Raw genomic sequence first — 14,565 nt, 5'->3', positions numbered from 1 at the left:
AGCTAGACCGGAATGGCCGTGCCGGTCTCGTGTTCGGCGAATTCGACCACCCGAGCGGCGATTTCGTAGTCGCAGGCAACGGCCGATCGCCCGATCAGCACGGGGCCGCCGCGCAGTCCGAACCTGCCTTCGACTCCGACGTAGCTGCCCGGCGGAATGGGCTCGCTGAGGCAGTACAGCGTCGGTGCGGCCCCGGCGTCGATATCGTTGGCCAACACGTCGGCCACGGCCTTGACGCCACGTTGCACGGCGGACATCAGCGGTTTGTCCGAGACGTTCGGCAGGTTGGAGGCCACCCAGCCCGGATGGGTGAGTTGGGTGACCACAGGCGATTTGGCGGCCCGCAGCCGGCGGTCGAGTTCCAGGCCCCACAACATGACCGTGAGCTTCGACCGGCCGTAGGCGCCCATCACCGTCCACTTGTGGTGCCGCAGGTGCATGTCGTCGAGCCGCAGGGTCGCCGACTTGTGCGCCTCGGATCCGACATTGATGATCTGCTTGCGGATCCGGCCGAACAGCGAATTCGTCAGCGCGAACGGCCCGAGCAGGTTGGTGCCGATGGTCATCTCGAAACCGTCGACCGTCTCGGACCGGTGCTGGCTGAGCGCACCGGCGTTGTTGATCAGGATGTCCACGTCGCCGTCGAGACGCTGCGAAAAGGCTTGCACCGAGGACAGATCCGCGAGGTCGAGTTCGATGACCTCGGTGGATCCGCCGATCTCTGCGGCACGTTGTGCGCCCAGCGCGGTGTTGCGCACGGCCAGGATCACGTGCGCACCGGCACGCGCCAGCGCCCTGGCGGTACCGAGGCCGACACCATTGGTGGCACCGGTGACGATGATGCGTGTCCCGGCGAGGTCACCGAGACGGTCGGGCGTCCAATGCGTCGTCATGACGGGGTGGTCACCCCGGCGCACTCAGGCCGGGATGACGCTGACCCCGCTATCAGCCGCCCCAGCCGCGCTGGCCGTCCCAGCCGCCGCAGATGCCGTTGAGGCAGCCGTGACCCCAGCCGCCCTGGACCGGATTCCAGCCGCCACAGCCATTCCAGCCGGGCCCGCTGTCGCAGCCGCCACCACCGCCGGCGTCACCGCCACCGCTGGGTGTTGCGGTAATCGTCGTCGTCGAAGCAGGTGCATCGGTGATAAGAGCGGCGGCAGGTCCTGCTGCAATCACCGCTGCGGCTCCCGCTACGAACACTGACCCCATGAGTTTTCGTATGGTTAGCATGTCTCCATACTGCTCTCCTGTGAGCCTCCTGCCAAGTGATGTGATCAAGCCCGCGTGTAGCGCAGCATCGTCACTCCAGTCCCAGCAAACGCGTCGGGATAGTCGCAGAAGACGGGCTTGACCCGCATACCGACGGCGAGGTCTTCCGGTGCGACATCGACCATCTCGGTGGAGAACCGTGGTCCCTCGTCCCATTCCACAATGCCGAGAATTTGCGGTACCGCATCGGCGAAGTGCGGGCCGACCGGGCGGCGGGCGACGGTGAACGAGTACAGCGTGCCCATCCCCGAGATCTCCCGCCACTCGAGGTCGGCGGCCAGGGTGCGGGGCGCCAGCACGCGCGGGTAGAACACGTAGGCCTGCGTGGACGGCGAGTACTGGATGACGATGCGGTGCTCGGCCAACGCATCCCAGAACGGCGTGCTGGTCGGGGTTTTCACCGGCATGGGCCGGGCGAATCCGGTCATCGGTTCACTCACCTTCCAGGATCAGGGTGGTTTGCTCGGACAGGATGCCGCCATTTCCGGAGACGAACGCGCGATTGCAGTCGGCCACCTGCGCGGCACCCGCGCGGCCCATGATCTGCCGGGTGGCGTCGCACACGTGGTGCATGCCGCCGGCCAAACCCGCCTGCCCGAAACCGAGTTGGCCGCCGGCGGTGTTCAGCGGGAAATCGCCGCGGAAGGTCAGGTCGTGATCGGACACAAAGGACATGCCCTTGCCCTTCTCGCAGAATCCGGCGTCTTCCAGGCTGAGCAGCACCGTGATCGTGTAGCAGTCGTAGATCGACACCATGTCCATGTCGTCGCGCGTCAGATCGGTCATTGCGAACGCCGTGTCGGCCGCCTTGCGGATCGGGGTGTCCAGCAGATCCTCGGCGTAGGTGGGCGTCTTGAACGGCACGTGCTCGCCGAAACCCTTGACCCACACCGGTCGGTTGCGGGTTCGCGCGGCAACTTCGGCGCTGGCCACCACGACGGCGGCCCCACCGACACACGGCATCACGATCTCCAGCATGTGCAGCGGATCGGCGATCACCGGGCTGGCCAGGACGTCCTCGACACTGAGCGGGGTGTCTTTCCAGATGGCACCTTCGGTGTGGTTGGCGTTGAACCGTTGGTCCACGACGATCTTGGCCATCGCCCGCTCGTCGTATCCGTACTCGTACGCGTAGCGCTGCGCCACCTGCCCGTACGGCCCGTTCTGCCCGAGGTTGCCGTAAGGAATCTCGAATTCTGCCTGCGGCGAGCCGAATTGGTTGCTGGACGAGCCGAAGAACACCGCGTCGGTCAACGTCTTCGGCTTCAGTTCGGACGACGGGGTGATGTAGCGCGCGGGTAATGCGCACAGCACCACGTCACACAGGCCAAGTTCGATGGCCGCGGCCGCCCGCCACACCATGCCGGCGGCGCTGGCCCCGCCGAGATCGAGCAACTCGGCGAAGTTCGCTCGCACACCCAGATACTCGGCCACCGTCGACGGTACGAAGATCTCCGATTCACCCAGATGCGACGTGACGATGCCGTCGACCTGCTCGGCCGACAGACCGGCGTCCTCCAGAGCGGCGGCCGCCAGCAGTGCCCACTGCTCGAGGGTGAAGGGTGCCGGCGAGGCCTTCGTCAGCCGTTCGGGCGGCAGTTCGACGTAGCCGACGATCGCGGCATCGCCCTGCAGTCCCCTACGCGGTCTCATACTCACTCCTCACTTGCGGGGTAGACCCAGGATCAGCTGGGCAATGATGTTGAGCTGGATCTCGGTGGTGCCGCCGCCGATCAGCTCGGCCGGCAGGTCCAGATACGGCGACACCACCGCGGGTTGGCTGTCGAATTCCATTGCCAACGGCCCGGTCAGGCGCAGCGTGAGCTCGGCGGCCCGGCGCAACATCACGTTGGTGGCCACCTTGGCGATACTCGACGCCGGTCCCGGTGCCTGCCCGTCGAGCAGGCGCAGCGTCTCACGCACGCCAAGCGCCTTGAGCGCATTGGTGTAGGCGTCGATCTCGCCGATGGCGTGCCGTATCGGATCTGGGTCGGGGCTGAGATCGACAAGTTCGCGCAGCGCGCCCATCCGGTCGATGTTCACGTATCCGCTGATCGCCACCCGCTCATGGGCCATGGTGCTGATGGCCAGCTGCCAGCCCGACGCCGGCTCACCCAAGAGCATTTCGTCGGGGACGAAGACGTCGGTTAAGAACACCTCGTTGAACTCGGCGCGACCGCTCGATTGGGCGATCTGCCGGAATTCCACCCCGGGCGAACGCATGTCGAGAATGAAGTAGCCGATGCCGCGGTGTTTGGGTGCGTCGGGATCGGTACGGGCCAGCAGGGCGCCGAAATCGGCCCGGTGCGCCAGCGAAGTCCAGATTTTGTGCCCGTTGATCTTCCACCCGCCGGCTACCCGCACGGCCCGGGTACTCAGCGAAGCCAGGTCCGAACCAGCTCCCGGCTCGCTGAACAGCTGGCACCAGGAGAGCTCGCCGCGCAATGTGGTCGGCACGAAACGTTGTTGCAGTTCTTCGGATCCGGCCGCCATCAGGCTCGGCAGGATCCACTCGGCGATACCCACCGACGGCCGCACCAGCCCGGCGCGCTTGGCGAACTCCTCGTCCACGATGAGCTGCTGGCGCACCGTCGCGTCGCATCCCCATGGTGCGGGCCAGTGCGGAGCGATCAGGCCCGCATCGGCGATCAGCTCGCGCCGGGCCCCGACGGTGAACTCCGGATAGTCACCTTGGCGGCCGAAACCGGTGTCGGACAGTGTGAGTGCATGATCCAACGTCGCACTGACCCGAGCCCGGAACTCGGCGTCGGAATCTCCGAGGTTCACCGCCATGTCCCGCGTTGCGACGGCCGACAGCTCGCCGAGGCTGCGCGTCCACCGCGACACCGGGCCTATCGATGCGGCCAGGCTGGTGGCTCGGCGCCAATAGAGGTGCAGGTCGTGTTCCCAGGTGAACCCGATCGCGCCCAGCATGGTCAGCGTCTCGAGTACCAGCCCCGGACCCGGCATGACCGCCATGACCGCGGCCGAGCAGGCGGCGAGCCGGTGCTGCTCGGCGTCCGGGGGTCCGCTCAGCGCCCGCACCGCATCCCAGGCCGCTGCCGTCGCCAGCGCACTGTTGACCAACAGCATGGCCGCTTTGTGCTGCAACGCCTGGAACGTACCGATCGGCTTGCCGAACTGTTCACGGGTGCGTAGGTGGTCGGTGACGGTATCCACACACCACTGAGTGATGCCGGCCGCCACCGAGGCGGTGAACGCGACGGTCAGGTCGGTGACCAGCTCGGTGTCCATCTCGGTGAGCACAGCCGTGGCGGGGACCGCGTGATCGCTCAGATGCAAGATGCCCAGATCCGTGGTGAGGTCGGTGCCACGGCGCGACTCGATCTGTCCCTCAACCGGGCTGAGGACGGCCCAGCGTAGGTCACCTACCTGGTCCGCGAACGGCACCACGACGCGCTGTGCCGAACCCAGTCCCAGGGCCAAGCCCGACGACCCGGTGAGCAGCCAACCTTCGGCGCCGGGCCGGCCGTGGACGTCGCACTGCTCACCTGACACCACGACAGCGGTGACACCTTCGGCAATCTCCTTGAGCAAGGTCTGGGCGGCCGGGTTCTGCTGGCGGGCCAGTGCGGCCCCGGCGATCGCCGTGGTGAGCAAGGGCCCCGGCAACAATGCCGACCCCGCGGCCTCCAGCACACAGGCCATGTCTTCGAGCCCGCCGCCCTGACCGCCCACGGATTCGGGCAGATGCACGGCGTGGAAGCCGTTGTCCACCAATGCGCCCCACCATGGCGGCAGCTGGCCCCGGGCCAGGTCGTCGAGCGCGGCCCGGGTGGCGTCGATGGGTGCGTGCCGGGCCGCGAACTGTGCGACCGCCTGGCTCAGCTGCTGCTGTTCGGGTGTGACGGCGATGGAAACCTGGGTGGTCATGCACGCCTCCTGGCGGCGAAGAACCGTGCGCCCTCGGCGATGGCCTCGGTGGTCGGCCGCGGTTGCCACCCGAGTTCGCGCTCCGCCTTGCTGTGGTCCATCGGAGACATCACATGCATCAATCGCACGGTCAGCGGACTGAGCTGGTTCTCCTTTTTGCGCAGCCGGGCCAGTGGATCGACCGCCGCGCCTGCGGCCGCCAGCGCACGGATCGGGATCCCGCGCCGGGGCGGCTCGACATCCACTGCTGCACACGCGGTTCGGTAGATCTCCTGGGCGCTCATGAAGCGCTCGGAGACGATGTAGCGCTCACCGACGCGGCCCTTTTCCCCGGCCAGGATCAGTGCTTCGGCAGCATCGGCGATGCCGACCGTCTCGGCCGCAGCCCCTTTGACGTAGAACGGCATCTTGCCCCGCACCGCGGCGGCCACCAGCCCGCCGTGCGGTGTCGGCAGCCAATCCCCCGGGCCGTAAGTGTTGGACACACACATCGCGACCGCGGGCAGGCCGTGCTCGCGGGCATAGCGCAGCACCATCTGTTCGGCGAGCACTCGGGTGTGCACGTAGTCACCGCCGATATCCAGCCAGTTGTTCGCCAATTCCTCGGTGGCAAGACCGGTTTCGGCGATGCCGATGGTGGCGATCGAACTGGTGAAGACGAACTTGCTCAGCCCCGCCTCGACCGCGACATCCAGAACCTCTTGCAGGCCTTCGATATTGGTCCGCCACAACGGCGTGGGGTCGCTGAGCCAGGCCCTGGCGTCGACCACGCAGTAGTACACGACGTCACAGTCGTCCATCGCCTCGCGGACCGACTCGGGATCGAAGATGTCGCCATGGACCCGCTCGACGTCGAGGTCGTCGATCCCGCGGGTGGAGCTGGTGCTGCGGATGAGCACCCTGACATCCTCACCTCGCTCGACGAGCCGCCGGGCGACATGCGAGCCGAGGAATCCGCTGGCCCCGATGACCAGTTTTTTAGTTCTCATGCACCCTTGCGTCCGTCGTTCTCCGTGTTTACGAGACGCTACGTCTCGTCTTGTGGGAGACTACGGCGGGTAGCTTTCCGTGTAAAGATCCGTGCGGAGGACCGACCAGGACATGCCGACGAGCCCGACTACCGAGCAAGCGACGCCGCGGCGACGCAGCGAGAAATCTCGGGTGGCCATCATCGAGGCCACCCGGGCAATGCTGCTGGAGCGGGGATTTGACGGGTTGAGCATCGAGGCGGTGGCGGCGCGGGCCGGGGTCGGTAAGCAGACCATCTACCGCTGGTGGCCCAGCCGCCCAGCGCTGGTCGCCGACGTCCTGCTCGAAGATGCCGACAAGATCCTGGCCACCATGCCGCACACCGAGGATGTGACCGCGGACCTGGTCTCCTGGGCCGGCACGCTGGCCGCCGCTCTGACCACCAAGCGGGGCAACGCGATGCTGCGCATCCTGACGGCGGCCTCCCTCGAGCACGAGGACACCGCCGCCCGGCTGAGGGCGGGTTTCAGCAGACCGCTGGTCGAATCCGTGCGCAACCGGCTGCTGGCCGAACACATCGAGGCCGACATCGCACAGGCCGCCGCCGACGCCCTGTTGGGTGGAGTGGTCTATCCGATCCTGTCCGAGGGACAGTCATATTCCCGGCAGCGGGCCGAGCTCACGGCACGCACCATCGTGGCGAGCCTGGGCTAGGCGCCGGGCACCGCGCCCGGCGCCCGCACCACCATCGGCACCGCGGGGAAGTACGTCGCCATCTCCGCCCGACACTTACGCAGGGCAGCGGTGCCGTAACCGCGCTTGCGGAAGTCCGGGTGGATCCAGATCCGGACGTTGACCTCGCCGTGGGTCAGCTCGCCGAACACCATCCCGACCTTCTGGTCGCCCTCCAACGCCACGAACCAGGCGGCCTCTTCGGCGTCCACCCGGCCCAGGGCAGCCCGGATCTCGTCGTCGACGTCGGAGGCGGGCGCGCCCGATCCGTCCCCGGAGGCGCCCACGTCGGTGGTTCGGGCGACGAAGATGTCGCGATCGGTATCGGCGGAGAACGCCCGCAACTGAAGCGATTCACCCGAGGCCGCCGGACGCTCGGACACGGTGAAGCTGAGCTGGCTGTTCAAATCGTCGAGTTCGGCGGCGATCGCCTTCCGCGAATCCTTGGTGATCTGTGCGAACGACAACCCCACCACCGCTTCCGACGCCACATGTGACGTGCCGAGCAGCTGGGCAACCGCCTCGACGGCGCCCGCGCGATCGTCGGCCTCCACGATCACGTCGAGCACTTCGTGGCGCCGGTTGAGGGCGTTGAGCAGAGCGTCGGCGATTTCGCGCCGGGCCGCGGCTTTGTCGTGATCGGTCATACCGCGAGAGTAGATCAGCACGGCGCGCTCTGTGCAGACCAATTCTGCGCTCAGAGTCGGTCCATTTCGCGCGCCATCTCCGACCACTCGAAATAGATCAACCGCGATGCGCACTCGAAAGGATGGCGGCCGTGGTCATGACCGTCGATCGCCCTTTGCCAGGGTTGGCGGGCAACCCTCTTCGGGCGTGATGAGGTGAATGAGAACATGGCGGAGCCCCCTTCGCTAGCTCGGTTGTCGGCAGCCCTGCCGTCGACGGCGAGCGCCAACCATCTCCGCAGAAAACCATCCCGCTCGCGCTGAAACATCATCCATCCGGTTGATGTTGGTTTGGTTTACTCTGGCGTCAGGGGCCCGGCAATGCCCGGCAGATCCACAGCTATCGACCCGGCAAGTACTCACATGTGCCCAACGACGACGAACGAAGCGGGATCCGTGCCATGTTCACGGTCGAAGGATTCTCGCGCCTGGTAGCCGGCATCTACGCCGCCGCGATCGCTCCCCAGCACTGGGAGTCGACCATCCGCGACATCGGCCGCACCATCGGCGGCAACGGTGGCGCGTTGCTCTCCGCCGAGAAGTCTGTCTGGTCGATCCAGAATTCGATCCTTCCCGCGGGTGCGGCGGCCAGCTATGCCGCCTACTACCACCAGCTCGACGCGCCGATGGCCGCGGTGGAAAAGGGTGCGGTGGGCACGGTGCGCACCGGAACGGAGCTGGTCATCCCGATTCGGCAGTCGGAGTTCTACACCGATTGGCTGCACCCCCACGAGTTGGAGGACGGGCTGTTCATCCGGTTGTCGCGCGGCTCCCATCCCGGGTGCTTCCTGCTGCACTCCTCCGATCGGTCCGAGCCGTTCGGCACGAGGGAGCGGATCCGTCAGTTCAGCGGCCTGGTCCCGCATCTGCAGCAGGCCCTGAGAGCCCAGGGCGCCCTCGAGAACTTCGCCCACGAGGATGCCGACCTGCACGCCGCGCTCGACTCGGTGGACCACGGCATCGTCGTGGTGGGACCCAACGCGCAGGTGCTCAACCTCAACGCGGAGGCCGAGAAAGCCTTGCGCGGCGATGACGGGCTACGGATCACCTCCGGTCGTCTCACCGCAGTCAACGCCACGACCAACCGGACCCTCAACCGCGCCCTCCACTCTGCTCTGACCGGAACCTCCGACAACATTCGCGGTGGCTACTCGTTAACGGTCCAAAGACCCTCGGACACAAGACCGTTCGTCCTGCACATCCTGCCGTTGCACCGACACGAGGAACCGGACCGGCGACGCGCCCTGGTGGTACTGGTCGATCCGGCGCACGAACCAGAACCCAGCACGGCACTTCTGCAACGCCTGTACCACCTGACCCGAACCGAGGCCGACATCGCGCTGCGAGTCGCCCACGGCGCCGAGCCCAAACACATCGCCGAAGACCTCTCGATCTCGATCACCACCGTGCGCACCCATCTGCACCGGGTTTTCGACAAGACCGACACCCACCGCCAGGTAGAGCTGGTGCGGCTGCTGCTCACGCTGCACCCGGTCGCCTGAGGTAAGCCGATCAGCTTCGGCGCCGGCCCTGCTTTCGGGATGCGACGATCACGTCGACAACCAGGAAAGCCAGCAGGCTCAACCCGAAAAGCGGCAGGGCCCAGCCGATGACAATTGCGATGACAACGACGGCCACGCCGCCCCACGGCGGCAACTGGCGCAGCGCCCCACGCAGCGGCGGCCGGCCCACCGCCCAGGCCGAACCACGAGTGGGCCTGCGCTGCCACCACATTCGGTAGCCACGCACGATGACGGTGATCAGCCCGACCATGGTGAGGGCCAGCACGACCTGGTTGGCAATCCCGAACAAGAGACCCATATGGGCGTCGATCGTCCAGTCGGTGAGCTTGGCCAGCAGCGGCCACTGCGCGAAGTTCACCCGGTCGGTCACCTTGCCGGAATCAGGGTCTACGGCGATCTCGTCGGCGCGGGTGGGCCAATCACGTTTACGCTCAGCCACTTTCCACGCCTGGCCGGTTTCGGTCGGCGGGTACATCCACATCGGGCCACGCAACCCGGCCTGTTCGGCCGCGCGCAGCACGGTGTCCGCCCCGCGCGGGTCGGAGCGGCCGCCGTGGTGGCCGTGATGCGCGGCCACGGCGGTGTCACCGGACAGCGAGGTGTCGACGGCAGGCGCCGTGGTGTTCAGCTGCGCCTGGATGCCGTTGACCGTCTCCCCCGCGTAGCGAGACCAGGTGACACCCGATACCGACAAAGCCAGCAGGACCGCCACCGTCCACACCCCCACCGCGCCGTGCCAGGACAGGGTGCGGCGGCGGCCTGACACGCTGCGGTCGGGCAGAACCAGACCTCGCATCCCGCGGTTCTCCCGGCGCCGCATGATCCACAGGGCGAGCCCGGCCAGCGCGATCACCCACATCCAACTGGCCGCCAGCTCGCTGTAGTTGCGGCCGAAAGCGCCGAGATGCAGGTTACGGTGCAACTCATCGAACCAGGCCCGCAGCGGCATCCACTGGCCGTAGGTCGTCAGCGCACCCCGCACCTCACCGGTGTACGGGTCGACGAACACGGTGCGCGAGTAGTCCGCGGGGATGTCTTTGAACTCCGGTCCCACCACCAGCCGGATCTGAGTCGTCTCGTCGGCTTCCACCGGCGGACGGATGCTTTCCACCGTGCCCTCGGGATGGGCGTGGCGGGCCGCAGCCACCTGGTCGGCCAGCGGGATGCGCTCGGACCCCACCTGCTCGACCGTCAGCTCGTGCCGGTAGACCAACGTGTCGATCTGCGGGATCAGGGCGTAGAGCAGACCGGTGACGGCCGCTATCAAGATGAACGGACCGACGAAAACGCCGGCGTAGAAGTGCAGGCGCACCAGTAATGCGCGGTACGAATGGGTTCGGGCGGAGGGAGAAGATTCCTCGCGCAGTTGATCGTCGGGGGTGATGGTCATGGAAATGCCTTCGCGGAAAAGAACTGTGGAATGCGCATGCGGGCGCACAAACGGGTAACGGCCCGTCAATTCGGCGGGCTCAGCAACAAGGTGCAACAAGGAAAGGGCGTCAGAAGCCCATACCGGGCACCGCCGGCGGTGCCCGCATTCCCAGCCCGGTACGCAGCAGGACAGGCCGCGCGACAACCACATTCGAAGGCCGCCTGGGCTCATGGATCAATGGGCGGATCCGGGCGGTGGCGAAGATCCGCAGCCAGGTCAGCACCGAAGCGCAGACCACGAACAGATATTCGGCCACGCCGATCAGCACACCGAGACCGATGGCAGCAGCGGCATGCATACCGGCCATCGGCGCGGTCAGCAGCGCTTCGGCGTGGTGATGGTGACCGCCGGACATCGCCAGCGCGAAGTGGCCGAGCAACTGACCCGCGCCGAGGCCGGCGATCAGCCACCATGTCCTGGCCGAGCGCGTCTGCAGGTTCAGGCCACCTACCGCAGCACCGAGCGCCGCGCACAGCAACAACAGCACGATCAGCGGACTGCCCGCCGGCGCCATGCCGCCGGCCGCGGTGTGCGCGACCGTTGCGGTGAGCGCCGAACACGCACCCACCAAGCCGCCGCGCAGCCGCGCAGCGTGACTGGCAGGCGTGCTCACCTGCGGAATCTTACGGCTGCCTACAGTGGGCGGCGTGGCTGGCCGGGCATACGAGCAGTACGACCTGATCGCCGAGGCGTACGCCCGGACCTTTGCCGGCCAGTTCGGCCACCGCCCGCTCGATCGAGCAATCCTGCGGTCCTTCGCGGAACTGGTCTTGCAGGGCGGCGGTGTCACCGTGCTGGACGCGGGGTGCGGCCCCGGCGAGGCGACCACCGAGCTCTCCGCGTGCGGGCTTGCGGCCCAGGGCGTCGACGGCTCTGCGGCGATGGTGGACCTGGCCCGGCAGCGGTGCCCCGAGCTGCGGTTTCAGACCGCGGACATGTTCGCTCTCCCGCATGAGGCGGGCGCCTTCGATGCGGTGTGCGCGTGGTATTCGATCATTCACAGCCCTGCCGAGACCTTGCCCGAACTGTTCACCGAATTTCGCCGGGTCCTGACTGATCCTGGATGGTTACTGTTGGCATTCCAGACCGACGGCGAGACTGCGGTCTACGACCATGCCTTCGGCCGGGACGTCGACTTGACGTTCCTGCGCCACCACGTGGCCACGGTCTGCGCCGCCCTGGAGCGATCCGGGTTCGCCGTGTATTCGACCACCACGCGAGCCCGGCAGGTGCAGCTGGATGAGCCCACGTCCCAGGCCATGGTGATCGCGCAGACCTGGCCTGGACCGTATCAGGTTTGACTTATATAAGTAGGCGCTTTTACTCTGGGCTGGTGCACGCCTTCGACATCCTCGGAGACCCGGTGCGCAGGCGGATCCTCGAGCTCCTCCACGACGGCGAGAAACCTTCCGGCGCCATCACCGAGGTGATCCGCGCCGAGTTCGGGATCAGCCAGCCTGCCGTTTCGCAACACCTCAAGGTGTTGCGGGACAACGGTTTCGCCACTGTGCGGTCCGAAGGCACGCGCCGCCTGTACAGCGTCGACACCGCCCCGCTGCGTGAGGTCGACCAGTGGCTGGAACGGTTCCGGCGTAACTGGACACCACACCTGGGTGCGCTGGCGACCGAGATCGCGCGCGGCAAGCGACAGCGCCGAAATACGACGAACAAGGAGACCTCATGATCGACGTCCAGCACCAGCTCAACTCCGTGCGCCGCAGCGTAGGCCGCAAGATGTTCGAAGCCCGTGAGGCTCGGGTCGTCAGCGTCAGCCAGACCTATGACACCGACGCCGCCGATCTGTGGGATGCCTGCACCAGCCTGGAGCGGATCCCCCGCTGGTTCCTGCCCATCACCGGCGATCTGCGGGTGGGCGGGCGTTTCCAGCTCGAAGGGAACGCCTCCGGCGAGGTGCTGACCTGCGAACCGCCCCGATCGTTCACGACGACATGGGAGTCCATGGGCGCCACCAGCTGGGTCGAGGTCACCATCACCGAGGCCGAGGAGAACCGGGCCACGTTCACCCTGGACCACATCATGCACGTCGACGATGACGACGAATTCTGGTTGCAGTTCGGCCCTGGGGCCACCGGAGTCGGTTGGGACTCCGGGCTTCTCGGTCTCGCCGGCTACCTCAGTGGCGGCGACCGCATAACCCCCGAGGAAGGCGCGGCCTGGGCGGCCGGCGAAGAGGGTCGCGGATTCATGACCGCGGCCAGCGAACTCTGGTACCAGGCCGATCTGGCCGCCGGGGAGGATCCGGGCCAGGCCCGCGCCGCCGCGGACCGCACCGCTGCGGCCTACACCGGAGGCTGACCCGGCCTCGCCGTACCCTGTCGGTGTGCCTGACCTCCACCCGAACCTGACCGCGCTGGCTCCCCTGCTCGGCACCTGGGCCGGTCCCGGCGCCGGTGAATACCCGACGATCGAATCGTTCGAGTACCTCGAAGAGATCACCTTCGGCCACGTCGGCAAGCCGTTTTTGACCTACAGCCAACGCACCAAGGCCCGCGACGACGGCCGGCCCCTGCACGCCGAGACCGGATACCTGCGGGCCCCGGCGCCCGGGCGGGTCGAATGGGTACTGGCCCATCCGACCGGCATCACCGAGATCCAGGAGGGCACGGTGCGCGCGGACGGCGCCCGCATCGACATGGAACTGACCGCGACCACCATCGGCCTGACCGCGTCAGCCAAAAACGTTGCGGCACTGTCACGTTCGATACAGGTCGACGGCGACAAGCTGACGTACAGCCTGCAGATGGGCGCGGTCGGCCGGCCACTGCAACACCACCTCTCCGCCACCCTGACCAGGAAGACCGCATGAGCCAAGACGGCAAGATCACCCTGCCCGCAGACCTGGACTCTGTCACCGACATCGGCGAGGAGGACCACTCGGAGATCGACCCGAGGGCCGTCGAGCGGATCTGGGAATCGGTCCGGCACTGGTACGGCTCCGGCATGCACCCGGCCATCCAGGTGTGCCTGCGGCGCAACGGAAAAACCGTGCTCAACCGGGCCATCGGCCACGGCTGGGGCAACGGCCCCACCGATGCACCGGATGCCGAGAAGATCCCCGTCACCACGCAGACCCCGTTCTGCGTCTACTCGGCGGCCAAGGCGATCAGCACGACCGTGGTGCACATGCTCGTCGAGCAAGGGCACTTCTCCCTCGACGACCGGGTCTGCGACTACCTGCCCAACTACACCAGTCACGGCAAGGACCGCACCACCATCCGGCACGTGATCACCCACAGCGCCGGTGTCCCCATCCACACCGGGCCGCGCCCGGACGTCACGCGCGTCGACGACAGCGAGTACACCCGCGAACAGCTGGCCCTGCTCAAACCGGTGTACCGGCCCGGCCTCGTGCACATCTACCACGGCCTGACCTGGGGTCCGCTGGTCCGTGAGATCGTCTCGGCCGCCACCGGCCGCAACATCCGTGACATCCTGGCGGACGAGATCCTCAACCCCCTGGGATTCCGCTGGACCAATTACGGCGTTGCCCCGGAAGAGGTTCCGCTGGTGGCACCCAGCCACGTCACCGGCAAACCGCTGCCGGCGCCCATCGCCGCGGCGTTCCGGGCCGCAGTGGGCGGGACGCTGGATCGCATCATCCCGCTCAGCAACACCCCGCTGTTCCTCACCAGTGTCATCCCGTCGTCGACCACCGTCTCCAACGCCGATGAGCTGTCGCGGTTCGCCGAAATCCTGCGCCGCGGAGGTGAACTCGACGGAGTCCGAATCATGAAACCGGAGACCTTGCAGGCCGCGACGACCCCGTGCCGGCGGATGCGCCCCGACGTGGCGACCGGCCTCAAGCCGATGCGCTGGGGCACCGGGTACATGCTCGGCGGGAAGCGCTTCGGGCCCTTCGGCCGCAACACCCCCTCGGCGTTCGGACACACGGGCCTGGTCGACATCGCGGTGTGGGCCGACCCACAGCGCAGCCTGTCCGCCGCGGTCGTGAGCAGCGGCAAGCCGGGGGCACATCTGGAAGCCAATCGGTACCCGGCGGTGCTGAACCGGATCGCGGCCGAGATCCCGATCGGCTGAC

At 67.2% G+C, this 14,565-nt stretch carries 16 protein-coding genes; 7 read left to right on the top strand and 9 right to left on the bottom strand.

Annotated elements, in window-relative coordinates; translation table 11 throughout:
• Nucleotides 1–2: 2 nt before the first annotated feature.
• From K6L26_RS02265 to K6L26_RS02240, 6 genes are read right to left on the bottom strand one after another with little or no spacing between them, the layout of a single operon-like run.
• Nucleotides 3–893 carry an SDR family NAD(P)-dependent oxidoreductase gene (locus tag K6L26_RS02265; protein ID WP_043367576.1) on the bottom strand — a complete coding sequence of 297 codons (891 nt, stop codon included), beginning with the start codon at nucleotides 891–893 and terminating at the stop codon, nucleotides 3–5.
• Nucleotides 894–945: 52 nt separating this feature from the next.
• Nucleotides 946–1,230: a hypothetical protein gene (locus K6L26_RS02260; protein WP_071533371.1), complete on the bottom strand. Its 285-nt coding sequence runs from the start codon at nucleotides 1,228–1,230 to the stop codon at nucleotides 946–948.
• Nucleotides 1,231–1,274: 44 nt separating this feature from the next.
• Nucleotides 1,275–1,697: a Zn-ribbon domain-containing OB-fold protein gene (locus tag K6L26_RS02255; RefSeq protein ID WP_019342965.1), complete on the bottom strand. Its 423-nt coding sequence runs from the start codon at nucleotides 1,695–1,697 to the stop codon at nucleotides 1,275–1,277.
• Between the two features lie 4 nt (nucleotides 1,698–1,701).
• A complete protein-coding gene (locus K6L26_RS02250; protein WP_019342964.1) occupies nucleotides 1,702–2,922 on the bottom strand; it encodes a thiolase family protein in 1,221 nt (406 codons plus the stop codon).
• Nucleotides 2,923–2,931: 9 nt separating this feature from the next.
• The gene (locus tag K6L26_RS02245; RefSeq protein WP_047037002.1) at nucleotides 2,932–5,163 is read right to left on the bottom strand and encodes an acyl-CoA dehydrogenase family protein; all 2,232 of its coding nucleotides are present in this window, start codon (nucleotides 5,161–5,163) and stop codon (nucleotides 2,932–2,934) included.
• Nucleotides 5,160–6,152, bottom strand: coding sequence for an NAD-dependent epimerase/dehydratase family protein (locus tag K6L26_RS02240; RefSeq protein WP_047037006.1), 993 nt, complete (start codon nucleotides 6,150–6,152; stop codon nucleotides 5,160–5,162). The genes K6L26_RS02245 and K6L26_RS02240 overlap by 4 nt, the downstream gene beginning before the upstream one ends.
• 112 nt (nucleotides 6,153–6,264) lie before the next feature.
• On the opposite strand from K6L26_RS02240, the gene K6L26_RS02235 reads away from it, so the two are divergent.
• Complete coding sequence (locus K6L26_RS02235; protein ID WP_047328171.1) at nucleotides 6,265–6,846, top strand: TetR/AcrR family transcriptional regulator; 582 nt, start codon at nucleotides 6,265–6,267, stop codon at nucleotides 6,844–6,846.
• On the opposite strand, the gene K6L26_RS02230 is transcribed toward K6L26_RS02235, so the two are convergent.
• Nucleotides 6,843–7,511: a GNAT family N-acetyltransferase gene (locus K6L26_RS02230; RefSeq protein ID WP_036392597.1), complete on the bottom strand. Its 669-nt coding sequence runs from the start codon at nucleotides 7,509–7,511 to the stop codon at nucleotides 6,843–6,845. The genes K6L26_RS02235 and K6L26_RS02230 overlap by 4 nt on opposite strands.
• 404 nt (nucleotides 7,512–7,915) lie before the next feature.
• Between K6L26_RS02230 and K6L26_RS02225 the strand changes: the two genes are divergently transcribed.
• Nucleotides 7,916–9,052, top strand: coding sequence for a helix-turn-helix transcriptional regulator (locus K6L26_RS02225; protein ID WP_235624381.1), 1,137 nt, complete (start codon nucleotides 7,916–7,918; stop codon nucleotides 9,050–9,052).
• 10 nt (nucleotides 9,053–9,062) lie between these two features.
• Here K6L26_RS02225 and K6L26_RS02220 read toward each other — a convergent pair whose 3' ends face one another.
• Both K6L26_RS02220 and K6L26_RS02215 read right to left on the bottom strand, forming a co-directional pair.
• Nucleotides 9,063–10,463 (bottom strand): PepSY-associated TM helix domain-containing protein, encoded by a 1,401-nt coding sequence (locus K6L26_RS02220; protein ID WP_047037163.1) that lies wholly within the window; start codon nucleotides 10,461–10,463, stop codon nucleotides 9,063–9,065.
• 109 nt (nucleotides 10,464–10,572) lie between these two features.
• Nucleotides 10,573–11,118 (bottom strand): hypothetical protein, encoded by a 546-nt coding sequence (locus K6L26_RS02215; RefSeq protein WP_047037012.1) that lies wholly within the window; start codon nucleotides 11,116–11,118, stop codon nucleotides 10,573–10,575.
• Between the two features lie 34 nt (nucleotides 11,119–11,152).
• Here K6L26_RS02215 and K6L26_RS02210 point away from each other — a divergent pair, with 34 nt between their 5' ends.
• From K6L26_RS02210 to lipE, 5 genes are read left to right on the top strand one after another with little or no spacing between them, the layout of a single operon-like run.
• Nucleotides 11,153–11,806 (top strand): class I SAM-dependent DNA methyltransferase, encoded by a 654-nt coding sequence (locus tag K6L26_RS02210; RefSeq protein ID WP_081288781.1) that lies wholly within the window; start codon nucleotides 11,153–11,155, stop codon nucleotides 11,804–11,806.
• A gap of 32 nt (nucleotides 11,807–11,838) precedes the next feature.
• Nucleotides 11,839–12,189: an ArsR/SmtB family transcription factor gene (locus K6L26_RS02205; RefSeq protein ID WP_019344865.1), complete on the top strand. Its 351-nt coding sequence runs from the start codon at nucleotides 11,839–11,841 to the stop codon at nucleotides 12,187–12,189.
• Nucleotides 12,186–12,821 (top strand): SRPBCC family protein, encoded by a 636-nt coding sequence (locus K6L26_RS02200; RefSeq protein WP_047037016.1) that lies wholly within the window; start codon nucleotides 12,186–12,188, stop codon nucleotides 12,819–12,821. The genes K6L26_RS02205 and K6L26_RS02200 overlap by 4 nt, the downstream gene beginning before the upstream one ends.
• Before the next feature lie 25 nt (nucleotides 12,822–12,846).
• Nucleotides 12,847–13,332 carry a peroxynitrite isomerase gene (locus tag K6L26_RS02195; RefSeq protein WP_047037018.1) on the top strand — a complete coding sequence of 162 codons (486 nt, stop codon included), beginning with the start codon at nucleotides 12,847–12,849 and terminating at the stop codon, nucleotides 13,330–13,332.
• Nucleotides 13,329–14,564 carry a lipase LipE gene (lipE, locus tag K6L26_RS02190; RefSeq protein WP_019344868.1) on the top strand — a complete coding sequence of 412 codons (1,236 nt, stop codon included), beginning with the start codon at nucleotides 13,329–13,331 and terminating at the stop codon, nucleotides 14,562–14,564. The genes K6L26_RS02195 and lipE overlap by 4 nt, the downstream gene beginning before the upstream one ends.
• The last annotated feature ends 1 nt before the right edge of the window (nucleotide 14,565 follow it).

Source organism: Mycobacterium farcinogenes (assembly GCF_019739075.1).
Taxonomy (GTDB): domain Bacteria; phylum Actinomycetota; class Actinomycetes; order Mycobacteriales; family Mycobacteriaceae; genus Mycobacterium; species Mycobacterium senegalense.
The sequence above is the reverse complement of the archived record's forward strand: the minus strand, read 5'-3'. Positions and strand labels throughout refer to the sequence as shown.